Annotated in this window: 10 protein-coding genes and 7 pseudogenes; 5 read left to right on the top strand and 12 right to left on the bottom strand. The window is 38.0% G+C overall.

What is annotated here, in order from left to right:
- Positions 1–25 precede the first annotated feature (25 nt).
- Together P3L40_RS19095 and P3L40_RS19090 are read left to right on the top strand one after the other, a co-directional pair.
- Positions 26–244, top strand: a complete 219-nt coding sequence (locus tag P3L40_RS19095) for a FimD/PapC N-terminal domain-containing protein (protein ID WP_071550302.1) — start codon at positions 26–28, stop codon at positions 242–244.
- A pseudogene (locus P3L40_RS19090) lies at positions 183–386 on the top strand (DUF417 family protein); the annotation flags it as partial. The gene P3L40_RS19095 and the pseudogene P3L40_RS19090, both read left to right, overlap by 62 nt.
- Positions 387–1,050: 664 nt before the next feature.
- On the opposite strand, the pseudogene P3L40_RS19085 reads toward P3L40_RS19090, so the two are convergent.
- A pseudogene (locus P3L40_RS19085) lies at positions 1,051–1,326 on the bottom strand (DDE-type integrase/transposase/recombinase); the annotation flags it as partial.
- A 378-nt stretch (positions 1,327–1,704) separates the two neighbouring features.
- On the opposite strand from P3L40_RS19085, the gene P3L40_RS19080 reads away from it, so the two are divergent.
- From P3L40_RS19080 to P3L40_RS19070, 3 genes and pseudogenes are all read left to right on the top strand, one after another.
- Positions 1,705–3,786, top strand: a complete 2,082-nt coding sequence (locus P3L40_RS19080) for a TonB-dependent receptor (protein WP_001351060.1) — start codon at positions 1,705–1,707, stop codon at positions 3,784–3,786.
- 10 nt (positions 3,787–3,796) lie between these two features.
- Positions 3,797–6,166, top strand: coding sequence for a TonB-dependent receptor plug domain-containing protein (locus tag P3L40_RS19075; RefSeq protein WP_004239729.1), 2,370 nt, complete (start codon positions 3,797–3,799; stop codon positions 6,164–6,166).
- Positions 6,167–6,613: 447 nt separating this feature from the next.
- Positions 6,614–7,535: pseudogene (locus P3L40_RS19070) on the top strand (ArdC family protein).
- A 352-nt stretch (positions 7,536–7,887) separates the two neighbouring features.
- On the opposite strand, the pseudogene P3L40_RS19065 reads toward P3L40_RS19070, so the two are convergent.
- From P3L40_RS19065 to P3L40_RS19015, 11 genes and pseudogenes are all read right to left on the bottom strand, one after another.
- Positions 7,888–8,043: pseudogene (locus tag P3L40_RS19065) on the bottom strand (ClbS/DfsB family four-helix bundle protein); the annotation flags it as partial.
- 12 nt (positions 8,044–8,055) lie between these two features.
- Positions 8,056–8,271: pseudogene (locus P3L40_RS19060) on the bottom strand (integrase core domain-containing protein); the annotation flags it as partial.
- A 12-nt stretch (positions 8,272–8,283) separates the two neighbouring features.
- Positions 8,284–9,348: an IS110 family transposase gene (locus P3L40_RS19055; RefSeq protein ID WP_004239726.1), complete on the bottom strand. Its 1,065-nt coding sequence runs from the start codon at positions 9,346–9,348 to the stop codon at positions 8,284–8,286.
- A gap of 210 nt (positions 9,349–9,558) precedes the next feature.
- Positions 9,559–10,511, bottom strand: a pseudogene (locus P3L40_RS19050) (IS3 family transposase); the annotation flags it as partial.
- A gap of 20 nt (positions 10,512–10,531) precedes the next feature.
- Positions 10,532–10,645: pseudogene (locus P3L40_RS19045) on the bottom strand (DUF2857 domain-containing protein); the annotation flags it as partial.
- Between the two features lie 24 nt (positions 10,646–10,669).
- Positions 10,670–10,858, bottom strand: a complete 189-nt coding sequence (locus tag P3L40_RS19040; RefSeq protein WP_000200567.1) for an AlpA family transcriptional regulator — start codon at positions 10,856–10,858, stop codon at positions 10,670–10,672.
- Positions 10,859–10,989: 131 nt separating this feature from the next.
- Complete coding sequence (locus P3L40_RS19035) at positions 10,990–11,232, bottom strand: hypothetical protein (RefSeq protein ID WP_017827829.1); 243 nt, start codon at positions 11,230–11,232, stop codon at positions 10,990–10,992.
- Positions 11,233–11,766: 534 nt separating this feature from the next.
- The gene (locus tag P3L40_RS19030) at positions 11,767–11,910 is read right to left on the bottom strand and encodes a hypothetical protein (RefSeq protein WP_000482925.1); all 144 of its coding nucleotides are present in this window, start codon (positions 11,908–11,910) and stop codon (positions 11,767–11,769) included.
- 169 nt (positions 11,911–12,079) lie between these two features.
- Complete coding sequence (locus P3L40_RS19025) at positions 12,080–12,829, bottom strand: 4'-phosphopantetheinyl transferase family protein (protein ID WP_000071884.1); 750 nt, start codon at positions 12,827–12,829, stop codon at positions 12,080–12,082.
- A 12-nt stretch (positions 12,830–12,841) separates the two neighbouring features.
- A complete protein-coding gene (locus tag P3L40_RS19020) occupies positions 12,842–14,569 on the bottom strand; it encodes an ABC transporter ATP-binding protein (protein ID WP_000588838.1) in 1,728 nt (575 codons plus the stop codon).
- Positions 14,562–16,328, bottom strand: a complete 1,767-nt coding sequence (locus P3L40_RS19015) for an ABC transporter ATP-binding protein (protein WP_001044024.1) — start codon at positions 16,326–16,328, stop codon at positions 14,562–14,564. Before P3L40_RS19015 ends, P3L40_RS19020 begins: the two co-directional genes overlap by 8 nt.
- Positions 16,329–16,346 lie beyond the last annotated feature (18 nt).

Raw genomic sequence — 16,346 nt, 5'->3', positions numbered from 1 at the left:
ATTTATTTCACTGGGAGTTTTTTCCATGGACACAGTGGCTATGGAATATGCTGAATTTGATCCCAGTTTTTTACAGCATACTCAAGGGAAGACGACGTTAGATATTCATCGTTTCAATCAAGGAAATCCAACTCCAGCAGGAAAGTACTATGCTGATGTTTATCTTAATAATAAATGGAAAGGGCTCTGCCTTAGTGTTTCTTACGCCATTTGTCACATTAACATTTTTGGTGTTTACACCTGAAACCTGGGTACATGGAGCAGATGCTCATACTGAGTTTCCTTATCTTTCCGGTGCGGGAAGGTTAGTTCTGAAAGATACTATGATGATAGCAGCAGGATTTGTTGCAATGGTACATTCTGCAAGGTGTATCACTAAAAAGTAGTGAACACTATCATTTATCTGATTTTTATTTTCTAGTATTATATGAGGTTATCGCGTCGTGGAGGGGAACTTTCCCCCTCCACTCCCACGGAGCCGGACGTGGCAGTATCCCGTCATCTGGCTCTTGTAGTTGACTGGTAACATCGCGTACAAATAGTCCAGTGTGCAAACAAACTGAGTTTAACATTCCGGATCCTGTCTAATCATTCATACGCTTGAACCAGACTACCGTGTCCCCTCTTGTATTTACGGGTAACCCATTTAGCAAGGTACAGATCGATATGTCTGGCTATATAATCCATTACTGATTGACAAAAGCGTCCATAGTACAATACCCACGTAGCCTGAGATTGAGCCAACGTACCATTGTATCCAGTGATAACGGTGCTCTGTGGCTTCAATCCTAACCCCGCACTGTCTGACGGATTGCCTCGCAAAAATGGACAATGCCGCTGAGGAACTGGCGTATAGTAATAGAGTCGCTTTATTGTCGAGTTCGGTGACCGCGACCGCTAGGATGGTCACTTTTGAAAAAGGCGTTTACACAGCATGGTAAACGGACTCGAAATTCTCTTACATATACTGAAAATTAATTACAGTAACCTATTCGTTATAACCTGTTTAAACCCACTCCAATTCGTTATTTATCTCACGTCTGATCATGAATATATAAAAATCGCGTATGTACGGTATGTCCGGTTAAAGTATTCAATGAAAGTGTCCTGCGTCGGCTTACCTGGCTGGATAAGATCCCGTTTTACTGCATGTTTTTCTGCCCATTCAGCCAGTATCAGTGAGATAAATTCTGGACCATTATTCATGTGCAGCATGATCGGGTAGCCGCAGTTTGCCGCGATCCTGTCGAGTACACGGATCATTCGCAGATCTGGCAGATTCAGAATGATTTTAATCGACAATGTCTCACGGTTAAAGTCATCAACTTTAACAGTCCGCCCGGTTTCAACCGACTTAATTACGGCGATGATCTGATGCTCAGTAAAACAGGCTTTACGCATAGCGATCTCCTTCGTTGGCAAATTAATTATGCGGGATACTTACACCGTCAACCCCAGTATGCAGAGGATGAAGCATCAGATCGGAGCATTGTCTGATGGTGCCATACACCAGATTTAACAATAACCCGTTTAATACGCCAAGCTGCAAAGAAGCAATTAAGTATTCTAAAACAGATAGTTAAAACTTAAACCTTATCTAGGACAGCCCAAATTTTTATTATTTTTTAAATAATCACTTGCTAATGATAATTATATATACATACAATGTGATATGTTATAACATAACAAAAAATGGCGGATAGTATGAAAAAATCTATTTTTAATTATACAACATTTTTTATTTCAATGAGTTATTCCTTATTTGCAAATGCAAGCCCTGCAATAAAATCAACTGAAAATCGGAACAATGAGGTATTAGAGGTCTATTCAACACCTTTGCATACTCCGCAAGAGAAAATGGCGATCCCCGTTTCTGTTCTGACACAAGAAGATCTACGCGCTAATCGTAGTGCCTCGATTGCTGAAACCTTAACATCCTTACCAGGTTTTCATGCCAGCTTTTTTGGTGGAGGCTCAGTTCATCCAGTTATTCGAGGAATGTCAGGCAATCGAGTCAAGGTATTACACAGTGGTAGTGATCTTATGGACGTATCCTCTATTGGTGCAGATCATACAATCACCAGTGAACCCTTTTTAAGTCAACGCATTGAAGTATTAAAAGGCCCTTCAACATTACTTTATGGAGGAGGCACAATAGGCGGTGCAATTAATGTTATTGATAGCAAGATTCCTATGTCAGTGCCTGAAAAAGGCTATGAGGGTGAATTGCATTATCAATACGATTCTGTTTCTAAAGGAAATACAGGATCAGTAGGATTAACGTTAGGAGAAAATAATTTGGCGCTTCGCCTTGAGGGTACTAAACGTTATCAAAGTGATTACAAACAACCAGAACCTTTACATCAAGGAGAAACTAGCCGTTTAGCAGGATCTTATCAAGATAACCAATCGGCAAATATTGGTGTATCCTGGCTTTTTGATGACGGTTATATAGGGATTGGTTATGGTGAACAACATCGTCGATATGGGCTGCCTGGTCATACGCATTTTCATGATCATGAAGATGATCACCATCATCACGCCCCAATTCGCCCTCCTTTAATCGGCCATCATCATCATAATCACAATCATGAATACCCTGATGAACAACATCAACATGGTATTCCTTATATTGTTATGGATAGCAAACGATGGGATCTTCGTGGTGAAAAAAACAATCCATTTACTGGTATTGAATCAATACGTTTCAGTGCGGTCAGAACCGATTATCATCATGATGAAAAAGAAGGAAATGAAGTCAGTACCTCATTTAAAAACAAAGGCGATGAATTAAGACTGACATTTACACATCAACCTATTTGGGGTTGGCATGGTGTTATTGGCGGGCAATTTAACCAGCGTGATTTTAGTGCTCAAGGAGAAGAAGCTTATGTACCGTCAACAAAAACAAAAAATCACTCACTCTTTTTATTAGAAGAATACCAATTAGGTGATTTTCGCTATGAATTAGGATTTCGCCAAGAGTGGCAATCACTGTTAAATAGAGAAACTCAAAAAAATAATAAGCAGAGTGCATCTTCTATTTCTGCTGGATTAGCATGGAATTTTACACAAGACTATTTTTTAAATTTATCACTTTCACACACGAAAAGATTACCTGTTGCAGAAGAGCTTTACGCGAATGGTGTTCATGCTGCAAGTCGAACTATTGAAAAAGGCGATCCTAATTTAACCGCAGAGGCTGCAAATAATATTGATATTGGAATAACTAAAGTAACAGGTGATATTCAATTCAATATGAGTGCCTATTATAACCGTATTAATAATTATATTTACGGTCAATTTACGGGGACTGAATTAAATAATGGCTATCGTTCATTACAATATGTTCAAAATGATGCACAGTTTAAAGGTATAGAAGGAAATATTGATTATTACTATAACCAAGATAGCTTAATTGGTATTTCTGGTGATTATGTTAGAGCAAATTTACTACACAATAAGGGAAATATACCAAGAATACCGGCTTATCGTTTAAGTACTTATATTAAACATAGTTTTACAGAAAACGTAATTGGACAAATTCGCATTGATCATTTTGGAAAACAGAATAAAACAGCAGACTATGAAACATCCACAGAGGCTTATAACACAGTTAGTTTAGGTAGTGAATATATTGGTTATTTAGATAACACAGATTATACCTTATACGCCAAGATTAATAATATCTTTGATGTAAAAGGGAAAGACAGCACCTCTTATATTAAAGATGAAATGTATTTACCTGGTCGTAATATTATCTTAGGCGCTACTCTTACATTCTAATATGAATATCATGAAAAAAAGTAAACTCTCTATTATTTTACTTATACTTTTGTCGTCTCCTTTATATGGAAAAGAGAATAATCAAGATAAAAGCCAAGAAAAAGAAACATCAAACGATGTTATTACTGTTAAAGCAACATCAATAAAAAACAAAGAGACATTCTCCTCTTTATTACTCAATAATCGAGAAGAGATAAAAGGAAAACAACTTGAACAAATAAAAACAAATACGATTGGTAATACCGTTTCAAAAGTTGCTGGTGTACAAGCGGAAGGTTTTGGCCCAAATGCGGCAAGGCCTGTTATTCGAAGTCTCTCTGGCAATAGAGTCGGGATTTTAGTTAATAATCTTCCGATTAATGATGTTTCATTTATTAGTGGGAATATGCCTATTCCTGTTGATATGAATAGAATTAACGAAATATCAATTAGTAAAAGCTCCGAAGCACTACTTTATGGTGGTAGCAGCAGTGGTGGTGCAATTCATTTGTGGGATGATCGAATAATGACACAGTTTCCTGAAAAAGCAATTTCAGGTGCCGTGACATTTAATGGTAGCACTAATAATGGTAACGGTGGATCAGTAAATATTAAATTCAGTAATAAAGAAAACTGGATTTTTAATCTTTCCGGTGCTACTAAACGAGTCTCAAAATATAAAATTCCAACACGCTCTAAAGTTGGTGCTTGCTATAGCTATCAACAGCTAAAAGACCACTCTGCATTACGTGATCAATGCCAAGTGGATATGAAAGTGTTTACTAGCCGTAACCCTGAAGCGTATCCTTACATTAGTGAGTTTTGGAAAAAATATCAGGTTGAATATGAGTTAAGCGAGGATGATAAATATACCTTTAAAGATAAGGACTATTTTTCAGGTATTGGTTATGTAGATAATGAACCTAACTTACGATATAAACCTGGTAGCCCCACATCTATTGAACATGTCACACCTCCAAAGCATTATGTTGAAAATAATAATAACGAAATTCCCAATAGCTTTTTAAAAAGCCAAAGTGGTAACGCATCACTCTCTTATATCGGAGATGACGGTTACTTAGGTTTTTCTGTCACTGATTTTCAAACATCGTATGGAGTGCCAGGCTATGCTTATCTCACAACTAAAACAACTCGAGAAAGGTATAAACCTGTTTCGGTTTCAAATAGTAATCGAAGAATAGATATACAAGGAAAACATGATCATTTAGCACCATTTTTAAGAGACAGTGCTTTTTATTATTCTTATTCTGAATCTAAAGATGAAGAGTTAGTCGGCCAAATTGCTTCATCGGTATTTAATACAAAAAGCCATCAGTTAGCTTTAGAAACTGCACATACTCCGCTATTTAATCGACTTAATGGTGCGTTTGGGATCAACGGTAATTATCGTGATCTGAAAACGTCTGGTTATGATGCTTATTTACCCAGTGTATTAACCAAAGAGTACGGAATATATTGGGTTGAATCGCTAAATTTATCTCCTTTTGAGCTCACTGCTGGATATCGTAAAGGTTACACTCAACATAATCTCAATATTCCAGCGAATTATAATCGTGGTAGAGGGCAAGGTTCTAATTTACAAAACCGTCATTTTGATACAAGTGCAAATACACTCGCTCTATCTTTTACACCAATTGATGAATGGACATTAAAACTACAACAAAATATTTCTTATCGAGCACCAGAAATTAATGAACTTTATACACATGGCCCTCATTATGCTTATTTAATTGAAGAACAAGGAAACAGTGAATTTAATACCGAAAAAAGCAAAAGTATTGAATTATCATCTGTTATTGAGATTGGCAATTTCTCTAATAAACTTAATTTGTATAAAACAGACTACAGTGGTTTTAAATTTAGACGATTAACGGGTATCAGTCGTGGTGCTGGTCCTGTTATGGAATGGGATGACACCGATCTTGAAACAAAAGGATTAGAATATGAATTTAAATATTTATATGAAATGCCTCATGATCACAATCTAACATTTACACTATTTGGTGATTTTGTCGAAAATAAAAGCAAAAGAAAACTGTTTATTGCAGGTCACTATTTGCCAAATTTACCTAATGAAAAGCATGGTATCAGTATTTATTACCAACATGATGAATTAACTGCATTTAGTAGTGCAACTTACTATAAAAAACAAAAAGAAAGCGGTGGGTTAATGTATGGTGGAGATATGGCCTTTCCTTCCTATACGTTAGTTGATGCGGGGATTGGCAAAAAATACCACCTTGATAAGGTAGATGTTTCGGTTGATTTTATTATTAATAATCTCACCGATACTGAAGCAAGACCTGCATCTTCTCAATTGAAATATTTAGTCCCATTACCGGGTCGAAATTATGGGATAAATGTCAAAATTGATTTTTAATATATTCTGATTTAATAAGATATAAAGTAAGTGAGGTACTCTATGGGTGCCTCTTTTTTTTATAATCATGCACAATTAACTTGAAGATGCATGTTTTAGGGCTCTATCACATTAAGGTAAGCACACCTGTTTTAATTCTAGACATTTTTTGAGATCTCGGTGCCAACAAGATGTTTCTATCAGTACCAATCCCCAATTCATTACCACAAATCTACTTTTCACCAATACGGAGTAAAGGGCGCTAAGTTCGGCTATGCAGGGACCGATTTTTCCTCCTGTGTGCTTTTTGTTCCCGTATCAGCTTCCGGTTAATCATTTCACGGCACAACCGGTCCCGTAAGGGTGAAGTGCACGCATGCTGCACCCTTGTGGGCCAGAACGATGCCGAGAAAGCGAACTGTCAGGCGATACGAAGATGAAAATCACATTACTGATGGAGAAAAAACTATGATCACTTCCTTGCATACTCAGACAAGTGCCTCTAACACCGCAACGGCGACCAGCGTATCCCCGCTGGACCCGTCAGGCTCCTCAAAAACGAAATTTTCCAAAACCAGAACCGATATTTATCAGATCGTTACCGACCTCATCATTACCACACTGGAAGTAGGCGTTAAACCCTGAGTGTGTCCGTGGCAGCGCGTACCGGGTATGTCCGGCATGCCTTCCAACTACGCTACTGGCACAGCCTACAGCGGGTGCAGTGAATCAGAATGAGGATTCAGTGATTCCTGCTGGATGACATACAAACAGGCTAGGGCAGAAGGTGCGCAAGTTCGTAAGGACTAGCACGGCATGACCGCCATTTTTTATACCATCCTGGAGAAGGAAAACGACACCGGAGAAATTGACCATATCCCGATGCTGAAAACCTTTGTCGTGTTTAATGTCGAACAAATTGATGGCCTCTCACTGACGGCAGATACCGTTGCCCCACAAGCGACGTTTGACGCGTTGCCACAGGCTGAAAATCTGTTCTGTAACAGCGGTGCTAACATCATTGAGAAAGGACAAAACGCCTTTTTCATGCCATCAACAGATGAGGTTTTGTTACCTGAACGTCGTTTTTTTCCGATGCCGCTAGCTTTTATGCCACGGATCTGCATGAGATTGTTCACTGGAGCGATGGCAAAAGTCGCCTGAACCGCGAAATGAAAGGAAGATTTAGCAGTGAAAATTATGCATTTGAAGAGTTGATCGCCGAGCTGGGAAGCGTGTTCCTGATGGCGGATCTGGGGATTGTCGGATAGGTTCAGCACGAAAGTTATATTGCTTCTTGGCTGAAAGCACTGAAAAACGATAAGCGCTATATTTTTAAAGCCGCCAGGCAGCATCGAAAGCGCATCGTTATATGATGGATAAGGTCTGAACAGAGGAATAAGACGCCGCAAAGGAATGCGGCCTTAACCTTATTTTTGGATCTGGCAGAGTGACATAGATTTCAATTTCCCTGCGAATGCGGACGGTAAAGAGCCCGCTCATCCTGCAAACTACATTTTTATACTGTTGATAATAGGGTATTCCTTAGTCATGGTAATAAGGCTCAGAAAGCCATATTTAGCTTTCCATAATGGAATATTATCGCCACCTTGAAGAATTCTTTGTTCCGGTTACAGAATCTGCATTTTTATTGAGAGCAAGGGATTTAACCTGCCACGGCGTGGTCAGATTAAGGATGTGGGCATAGAGCGATTTTTCGGCCATTAATTTGACGCTGATGCTTACTTTAAATTGTTATTATTTTTTGCCCACTTTTTTAATCTTCCATTCGCGTTGGTATAAGGCGAAGATGTATTAAATGAGATCATTCGGCCCATCGTCCATTTTTTGTATCATGGTTCACCATACAAAACATCATCAGTTCGTTCATCAATAAGCTTTTGTAGTGGTCAACTAAAACTGGCCACGGTTTTAGAGTTTTTTCGGTATCGGTTTTCCGATTCATTTGGTGGTAATCCACCGTTATATTCGTGCGGCCTGAGTTCGCTGTAATACCCGACGATATAACCCGTTATCGCTTGAGCAGCTTCACTGAAGCTGGTGTAGCCTGTCACCGGCATCCACTCATTTTTCAGACTCCTGAAAAAGCGCTCCATCGGACTGTTGACGCTCCTATGTCAAGAGCGGCGATTGGCATATGCGAGGTCCGATAAAATCAATGGATAGAGCTCACGGACGATGTAGCGTTTTAGGCATCTCAGGATCTCTTTAGTCGATAGCCCTTCACCAGTTCGTCTGTCGACATAGATTCTCGTGCGCGGATCGCTACGCATACGTACAAGGGCTATTGTCCACAGGGCATTGTTTGCTTCACGTGAGCCACCACGGTTTAATCTGTGCCTTACTGTTTTCCCTGATGATGCTGGCAGTGGATTTACGCCACAGAGCGATGCCAGGGCCGCTTCATTTTTTAAACGTTCGGGGTTATCACCCGCAACTGCCAGCAGTGTTGCAGCCGTCTGTGGCCCAACGCCAAACTGGCTACGAAGGTTACTGGCATACTTGCGGGTCAGTTTATCTAGTGATTCGTCTAGTTCATTCAACTCTTCAGTCAGGGCCATCCATCGTTTCGCAAGGCTTCGAAGCGTACTGCACAAGGCTATACGTAACGGTGAGTGCTCTGACACTTCGCTGTTAATGCAGGCAGTTACGCATTCGTGTGGTTTCGATTTCCAGAGTTTGTCGCGAACATCTTGCGGGGCACTAACCAGCAGTGCACGAAGCTGATTAATCGCCTGCGTACAGGCTTTTACTGCACTACGTCGGGCAACACTAATAATCCGGAGAGCCTCACATGCACCTGACTGCATTTTTGGTATGGCCTTGCTGCTCCCTGAAAGCACTGTCCGGGCTGCATTTTCTGCATCTAGTGGATCTGACTTCCCTTCAAGGCGGCGTTTTGAGCGATCTGGCCGGTTAACTTCAACAACATAAATGCTATTCTTGATGAGATAGCGTGTTAATGCGGCACCATATGTTCCTGTTCCTTCGATGCCTGCTCGTTCGAGGCTACCGAAAGAACGTGCCCAATCAAGTAGTTCCAGATAGCCCGCTTGATTTGTTTGAATAATGTGAGTTCCAAGCAGTTTACCTGCCTGACTGATAACAGCGCCGACATGAATATCAAGATGGGTATCGACACCCAGAATCACGGTTTCAGAAGATTGGCGGTCGTTTTGCATGGTTTGCCTCCAGATATTGGTAGCACAATCATCCCCATCGCAGGACAGGACACTCGGGATGCAGCACAAAGCTCCTATCAGGTCACAAACTCTGGGCCCGGTTATGCCCGGGAAATACCAGAATCGGACGACAGGTCAACACAAAGGCATTTGAGCCAATCCCAGCACGGGTCAGTCCGATCCGGTATTTGAAAGTATATTAGAATGAGTATCCCAGCAGTTTCCGCGCCTGCTCATACTTTGCCTGATCCGGTATCGCCACAGTAACTGCCTGAACTACCTGCTTGTATAGTGACTACCCTAATCACTGTGGAACATAACCCCGGATGGCTTACCGCGTCTTTCCCATGCCATTTTCAGTGCTTTGGTGGTCAGCCTGCTGTCCGGAGAGAACGACATTGCCCACCCCACGGGTTTCCGTGCAAATAGATCGAGTACCACAGCAAGGTAAGTCCGGCGTTTACCTGTCCAGATATACGTCACATCGCCGCACCATACCTGGTCAGGCACTGTCACTGCAAACTGACGTCCGAGGTGATTCGGGATAGCAATATGTTCGTGTCCCCCACGTCTATATCGGTGAACAGGCTGCTGACAACTCACCAGCCCCAGCTTCCTCATAAGATGGCCGGCAAGCCATCGTTCCATCCGGAAGCCCCTGTGTGTGGCCATTGTGGCGATACTTCTTGCATCCTCGGAGCCATGACTGAGGCCGTGTAGTTCCTGAACCTGACTGCGTAATACAGCTAGCCTGCTATCCGGCTTGTCAGGACGGTTTTTCCGGTATTTATAGCTGCTGCGGTGAACCCCAAACACGTGGCAAAGCGTGGCCACAGGATAATGCGCTCTGAGTTTCCCGATTATCGAGAGTTGTTCAGGGAATCTGACATCAAGAGCGCAGTAGCCTTTTTTAATATTTCATTTTCCATTTCAATACGTTGAAGTTTTTTCTTCAGCTCACGTATCTCAATTTGCTCCGGCGTGATAGGGGAGGCTTTAGGTGTTTTGCCGGCACGTTCATCTCGTAGCTGCTTTACCCACCGGGTCATAGTGGAAAGTCCGACATCCATGGCATTTGCGGCATCTGCAACCGTATAGTGTTGATCCACCACTAACTGAGCGGATTCACGTCTGAATTCTGCACTGAAATTTCGTTTTTTCATTAAAGCACCAGTGTTGTCCTGAGGGTATTCATTTCGTCGAAGGTGAGTCCCAGAGATTCACGATGGTGAATATTGTCTTCTTTCAGCGCACGCAGGGCATCTGTTAATACGGCGTAATTCAGAGACGGAATCATGATTTCGGACCTTCCTTAAACACTTCAGCGGTTGGCTAATTTGAGGTTGATCCATTCATCAATTTCAGATTCGAGCCAGGCTACGCTGGCAGGGCCAACCTTTATTATTGAACGAGGAAAAGAGCCCCCTTTCATATACAGATAGATTTGCGAGCGTTTCAGACCGGTTTTTTCTTCGACCTGTTTCAGGCGTAATAACTGATGTGATGTCATGATTTTCTCCAGTGTAGAGTGGGGTTGGAGAAGATAAAAAAGCATAAGCGAAGGTGAAGAAGAAAGCACGTAAGCCCGTATTAAGAGTTTTTGAGTTCTTAATACGTATTTCAGTATAATGGTGAGTTAAATCAATAAGGCACTGAAGTGGGAGAACCGCGTTCAAGTGCTGTTTTCAGTGTATCGCCGCTGAATTTGTCAGTAATACCTTCGGTAGATGCCCATTGTTCGAAAATGGATAAAAGCTTGTAAGGTTTTCCTAGTAATGGACTGATGACTTCATTATGTTTACATGAAAGCCAGAAAAGACGAGATAAAGGGCTGGATATGCGTGTCGATGTTGGAGTGTGTTTAATATTTACATAGGCATTCATCAGCTTTTGTAGTTCAGTCAGGCGAATTACAAAACAGGAATCTTGTGGTAATTTATAAATAGGGAAATATTCTTTGTCACTGGATTTATGAGTTTCATTCGATTAATGTTGTTATAAATCTCAGATTTTAGTTCTTCAGGTAATTACATTAGTTGTTGGCTAATTCGTTCTTTTCATGTTATTTTCTCAAACGCTTGAAATAGAGTTCTTGATAATAAAACTGAAATGCCATAATTAATACATTGATTGCCTGTGATTGGTGGTGATATATTGATTGAGTGCGCCAGTAAGTGTTGAATTGTTACGAATTCATACCCGATCAGAGTGGTATCAATGACCCATTTTTTTAGAATGAATATATTTATCTTGAGTGAGTGTGGTATAATTTATATGTTTAATGAAACAATGTGTATCAAGATAGCATAAACGATCTGTGAGAGAGTTTCCTATTTTTTTCAATTTAATTTTATTCTTAATTTTTGTGACTTTCCTTAATATAATTGTAGATTGAAAGTATATAGATAAATAAATGTTTCAAGATAGCGCATGGCGATAAACGTCGCTGTCGGTTAATTGTTTCTCTGTTTTTTTCTGGTTGGCTAGGTATACAGCTTCAGGTATGGTTAACCAATCGGATTTATTTTTAATAATAGTATTTTTTGTTTTATTGTTAAACATAATTTTTCCTTATTTATATGAGTGCTAATATATTGATGGTTTTTTATAATTTATTCGTGTTTTGGTGTGAATATATGAATTGAATTGTCATATCTTTTATATGACCTATAGTCAGTCAAATAATACTTAAAACTAACTGTTAATATATAATTTCATTGTGGTCGTATAACTATAATAAATGATGTGGCAGGTTGCTTTTTATATCACCCCATGTTAAGAATTTATAGTTAAATGGATGGTGATATGTGATTATGGATATTTTATAGCTATCTAATATTGATTTGGTAATATATGAAAGATGAGCAGAGTAATGCTGTTCTATAAAATATAATTTATCAAATTGATCTCTCTTTATATAAAAATCTAAATTCTTAATGATTTCTTCTGATAATCCAATGCCTCTTGATTTAATATAGGCTTCTTTTAATGTCCACATCTTATAGAAATTATGTTTTTTTTGAGTCTCGTCAAAATAAGATAGGTATTTTTTTTCTTTTTTTGAGAAATAATAATCTATAATGCTATTTATTTCTATATCACGGTTGAAATATTCAATATCAATACCAACGGATGATGTATTTGAAATAGCGAGAGCAACACAATTATTTGAATGTGATAAATTGAAGTAAATGCTTTCCTTTGATTCGTTTAAAATAAATGGTTTCCCGTACTCATTTTTTGAAAATCTTACATCTTCTGGTGAAATTTTTAAATAAAATGATAAAATATCGCGTAACATGACTCTTGATAGCAAAAAAATATTTCGTTGTTTTATAAAAGGGTAGTCGAATAACGATGAAATTTCATCGTTATTTAAGATGTGCATTCTGGATTTAGCTTTACTTAAACATGGTATCGTTTGTAGATTACCAATCCAGATATGCACCTCATTATCTATAAACAAGTTGCTATTACTCATTGCATTTGGCTATTAGCATAACGCTTTCTGTTGTAACCATAAATGTGCATATAAGCCATTTTTTGCAAGTAACTCAGCATGTTTTCCTTGTTCTGCTATTTTTCCATTTTCCATTACGATAATGTTATCGGCATTTTTAATGCTATTTAATCGATGGGCAATCATAATGATTGTCTTATCTTTTGATAACAATGATAAAGCTTGTTGAATTAATACTTCTGATGAACAATCGATACTCGATGTTGCTTCGTCGATCAGTAAAATTGGTGCATTTTTTAATAAAGTTCTAGCAAGAGAAAGACGTTGACGTTCTCCACCTGAGAGTAACATACCACCGTAACCAATAGGAGTATCATAATTTTGTGGTTTTTGTATAATAAACTCATGTGCATTAGCTAATTTAGCTGCAGTTATTATTTCATCATCGTGAGCATCTGTTTTTCCCATTAAAATATTATCTTTAATTGTTCCTGAAAATAAAACGACATCTTGATAAACAGAAGATACATATGAACAGAGTTTATCGGAATTTATTTGGTTAATATTAATATCATCTAGCAATATTTCACCTTGGTTAACATCCCATAGACGAGAAATAAGCTGTAGTAAAGTGCTTTTCCCTGAGCCACTAGGGCCAACAATAGCAGTAAAGCTTTTTTCAGGAAAACAGCAAGATATATTATCTAATGTTAATTGACTATTATAAGGATAAATAAAGCTTACATTGTTAAAATAGATATCTGTTCTTATTGGTAATTGAGTATATTTAGGCTCAGAAAGTGGAACCACTTTCATTACTTCTTCTATGCGTTGTAATGATTTTTGTGCATAATTTAACAACATACTGGATAATCCTAAATCAAAGAATTGTCGATAAATGGGGAGTGCTAATACAAGGAAAAAAACGAATTGAGAAGGAGAAAGTGAGCCACTAATTAAACGGCTTGTTCCTATTATCATTAATAAAATAAAACCTGATTCAAGAATAAAACCATAAAGTGCAATCCAAGGGGCAGGCTTGGAATCTAGAACTATTTGGGTTTTATTTTGTGTTTCTAAGGCTGCTTTTAGTTTTTTCCATGCAGGACCAAGTCGCCCAAAACTACGAATAACCATAATTCCTTGGATATAATCGAGTAATTCGGATTGTACATTGGCATTAGCATCAGCTGCCTGTTGTGCAGCTTTTAACATTATTTTATGGCTTATGGATAATGCGAACAGAGCGATTGGAATAGAAAATAATATAATTAAAGTGAGTTGCCAATCTACCCATACTAAGAATAGTGAGAGAAAAACAGGCATCGCTAAAGTACTGATAAACATTCCTAAGAAATGTGACCAGATATTTTCAATGATCTCTAAATCAGCAGTAAGCCGTGATGCAAGATCACCACTGCGTTGAGAAGAAAACCAGCCAATCGGGATTTTTCGTAAATGATCGGCTATTCTTAGACGGGCTTGTCCCATCATTTTATAAGCACCAATAAAAATCATTGGCATACTATAAGTACCAATGACAATACGCAGAACAATAGATAAGAGTATTGATAAAAAGTAATAAAATAACTGAGCTAGTGTGATTTTATTGGCAAAAAGATCAATTAATAAAAAATAGAGTAGAATATACGGAATAGTAGCAAAAAGACCTTCAACTACGGCAAGGCATAGACCCACCATTAAATCTTTATCTTTTTTATTAGAAAGCAAATAACCTGATTTAATTAATTCTTTAATCATTATTATTCTCCTGGATTAATTGCCAATGAATAGTGTGACTATAATCATTCCATAATTTTTGATAGGTTGGGCATTGGTTTAATAAATGGGTGTGTGTACCTGTATCAATAATCTTTCCATTATCAAGCACAATAATTTTATCTGCGTTAATAATAGTATGTAGGTTATGAGTGATCATAATAACAGTCCGATTCTGGCATAGACTCTTTAATGCGCGATAGATCAAAATTTCATTTTCAGCATCAACATTGGCAGTAATTTCATCGAGAAGTAGGATTGGAGAGTTTTTTAATAGTGCTCTTGCAATTGATAATCGCTGTTTCTCTCCACCTGAAAGTTTATTTCCTTGTTCACCAATTAATGTATTATATCCTGCTGGGAGTTTTTCAATAACATGATGAATATTGGCTGCTTTAGTTGCTTTGATAATATCCTCAAATAAGGCATTAGGATTTGCTATGAGTAAATTTTCTAAAATAGTTCCATGAAATAGATATACATCTTGAAAAACAACACTTATTTGAGAAAGTAAATCAATTTCTGGCCAGTAGTTGATATCATATTGACCTATTTTTATTTGGCCAGAAGTACAATCATAAAAACGGGGAATTAGTTTTAATAATGAGGATTTTCCTGCACCACTGTGGCCTACAATTGCAGTTGTTGTACCCGCTTGGGCATTAAAACTAATTTTCTCTAATATCGGTTTATCACCATGATCCAAACAGACATCTTTAAAAGTAATATCGCTATTTTTAGGGAGAGTAAAATGTTTATCATGTTGTTTATGCTCTGAAAGTTCAAGGATCATACTGATATGTTTTAAGGTTTGTTTTCGTTGAGCTTGTTCTCCTAGCACAAATGTTAGTCGTAATAACGGCGCAAGTACGAGGGGGGATGTCATTAAAAATAAAATATAAGTAGATAAATCAATATTTTGATTTAAATACATCCACCCACCTACTGGTGCTATAATAACGAGATTCGCTGTTAATATCCCACTAAATACCATCCAAGAGCCTGTACTAGCTTTGACATTATTTTTTATCCATTTAACAGAGGAATTGATAGATTGAGATAATTTACCAAAAGTATGGGAGGTTAAGTTAAACGCTTTTATTTCTCGTATTCCTTTAATATATTCTCCTATTTCATTAGCAATTTTTTTCTGAATATTCATCCACTCATTGGTTTGTTTATTGGCTCGACGCAACATGAGAAGTTGAGCCATAAAAGCAATGGGTAATGGGGTTAGAGATAATAAGGCAAGAGGCCAATTTACATAAAAAAGTAATATAATAGCGATAAAGGGAGTCACTATGGCTGAGACGAGATCAGGTAGCATATGTGCGAAAAAACCTTCTAAGCTTTTTATATCATCATTGATAATACGTCGCAGATTTCCACTGCCATATTGAGCAAAAAATGATAATGGTACTTTACTGATTTTTTTAGCTATTGCGAGTTGTAATTGATGCTGAATATAAAAAGCACCCCGATGTGCGGCAATATGACTTATTGCCATTAATCCCCAACGTAAAATTAAAATAATCACAGTGATATAAACTAGATTATTTATTTGTTGAATATTAGGTGATGTTGAAAAACAAATCTGGCTGATTTTATAGATGATCCATAATGGTGCTAAACTTAGCATTGTTGAGATTATTGCCATAATAATGCCACTAATCAGAGGGAGTGGGGCTAATTTTATTAAAATACGAAAGTTAAGTGGCAAAGTATCTATTGTTTTATTCATATATATTACCTAATCAAT

The sequence above is a fragment of the Providencia sp. PROV040 genome, assembly GCF_032706145.1.
Taxonomy (GTDB): Bacteria; Pseudomonadota; Gammaproteobacteria; order Enterobacterales; family Enterobacteriaceae; genus Providencia; species Providencia hangzhouensis.
Note: the sequence above shows the minus strand (reverse complement) of the source record. Positions and strands in the feature narration are given on the sequence as shown.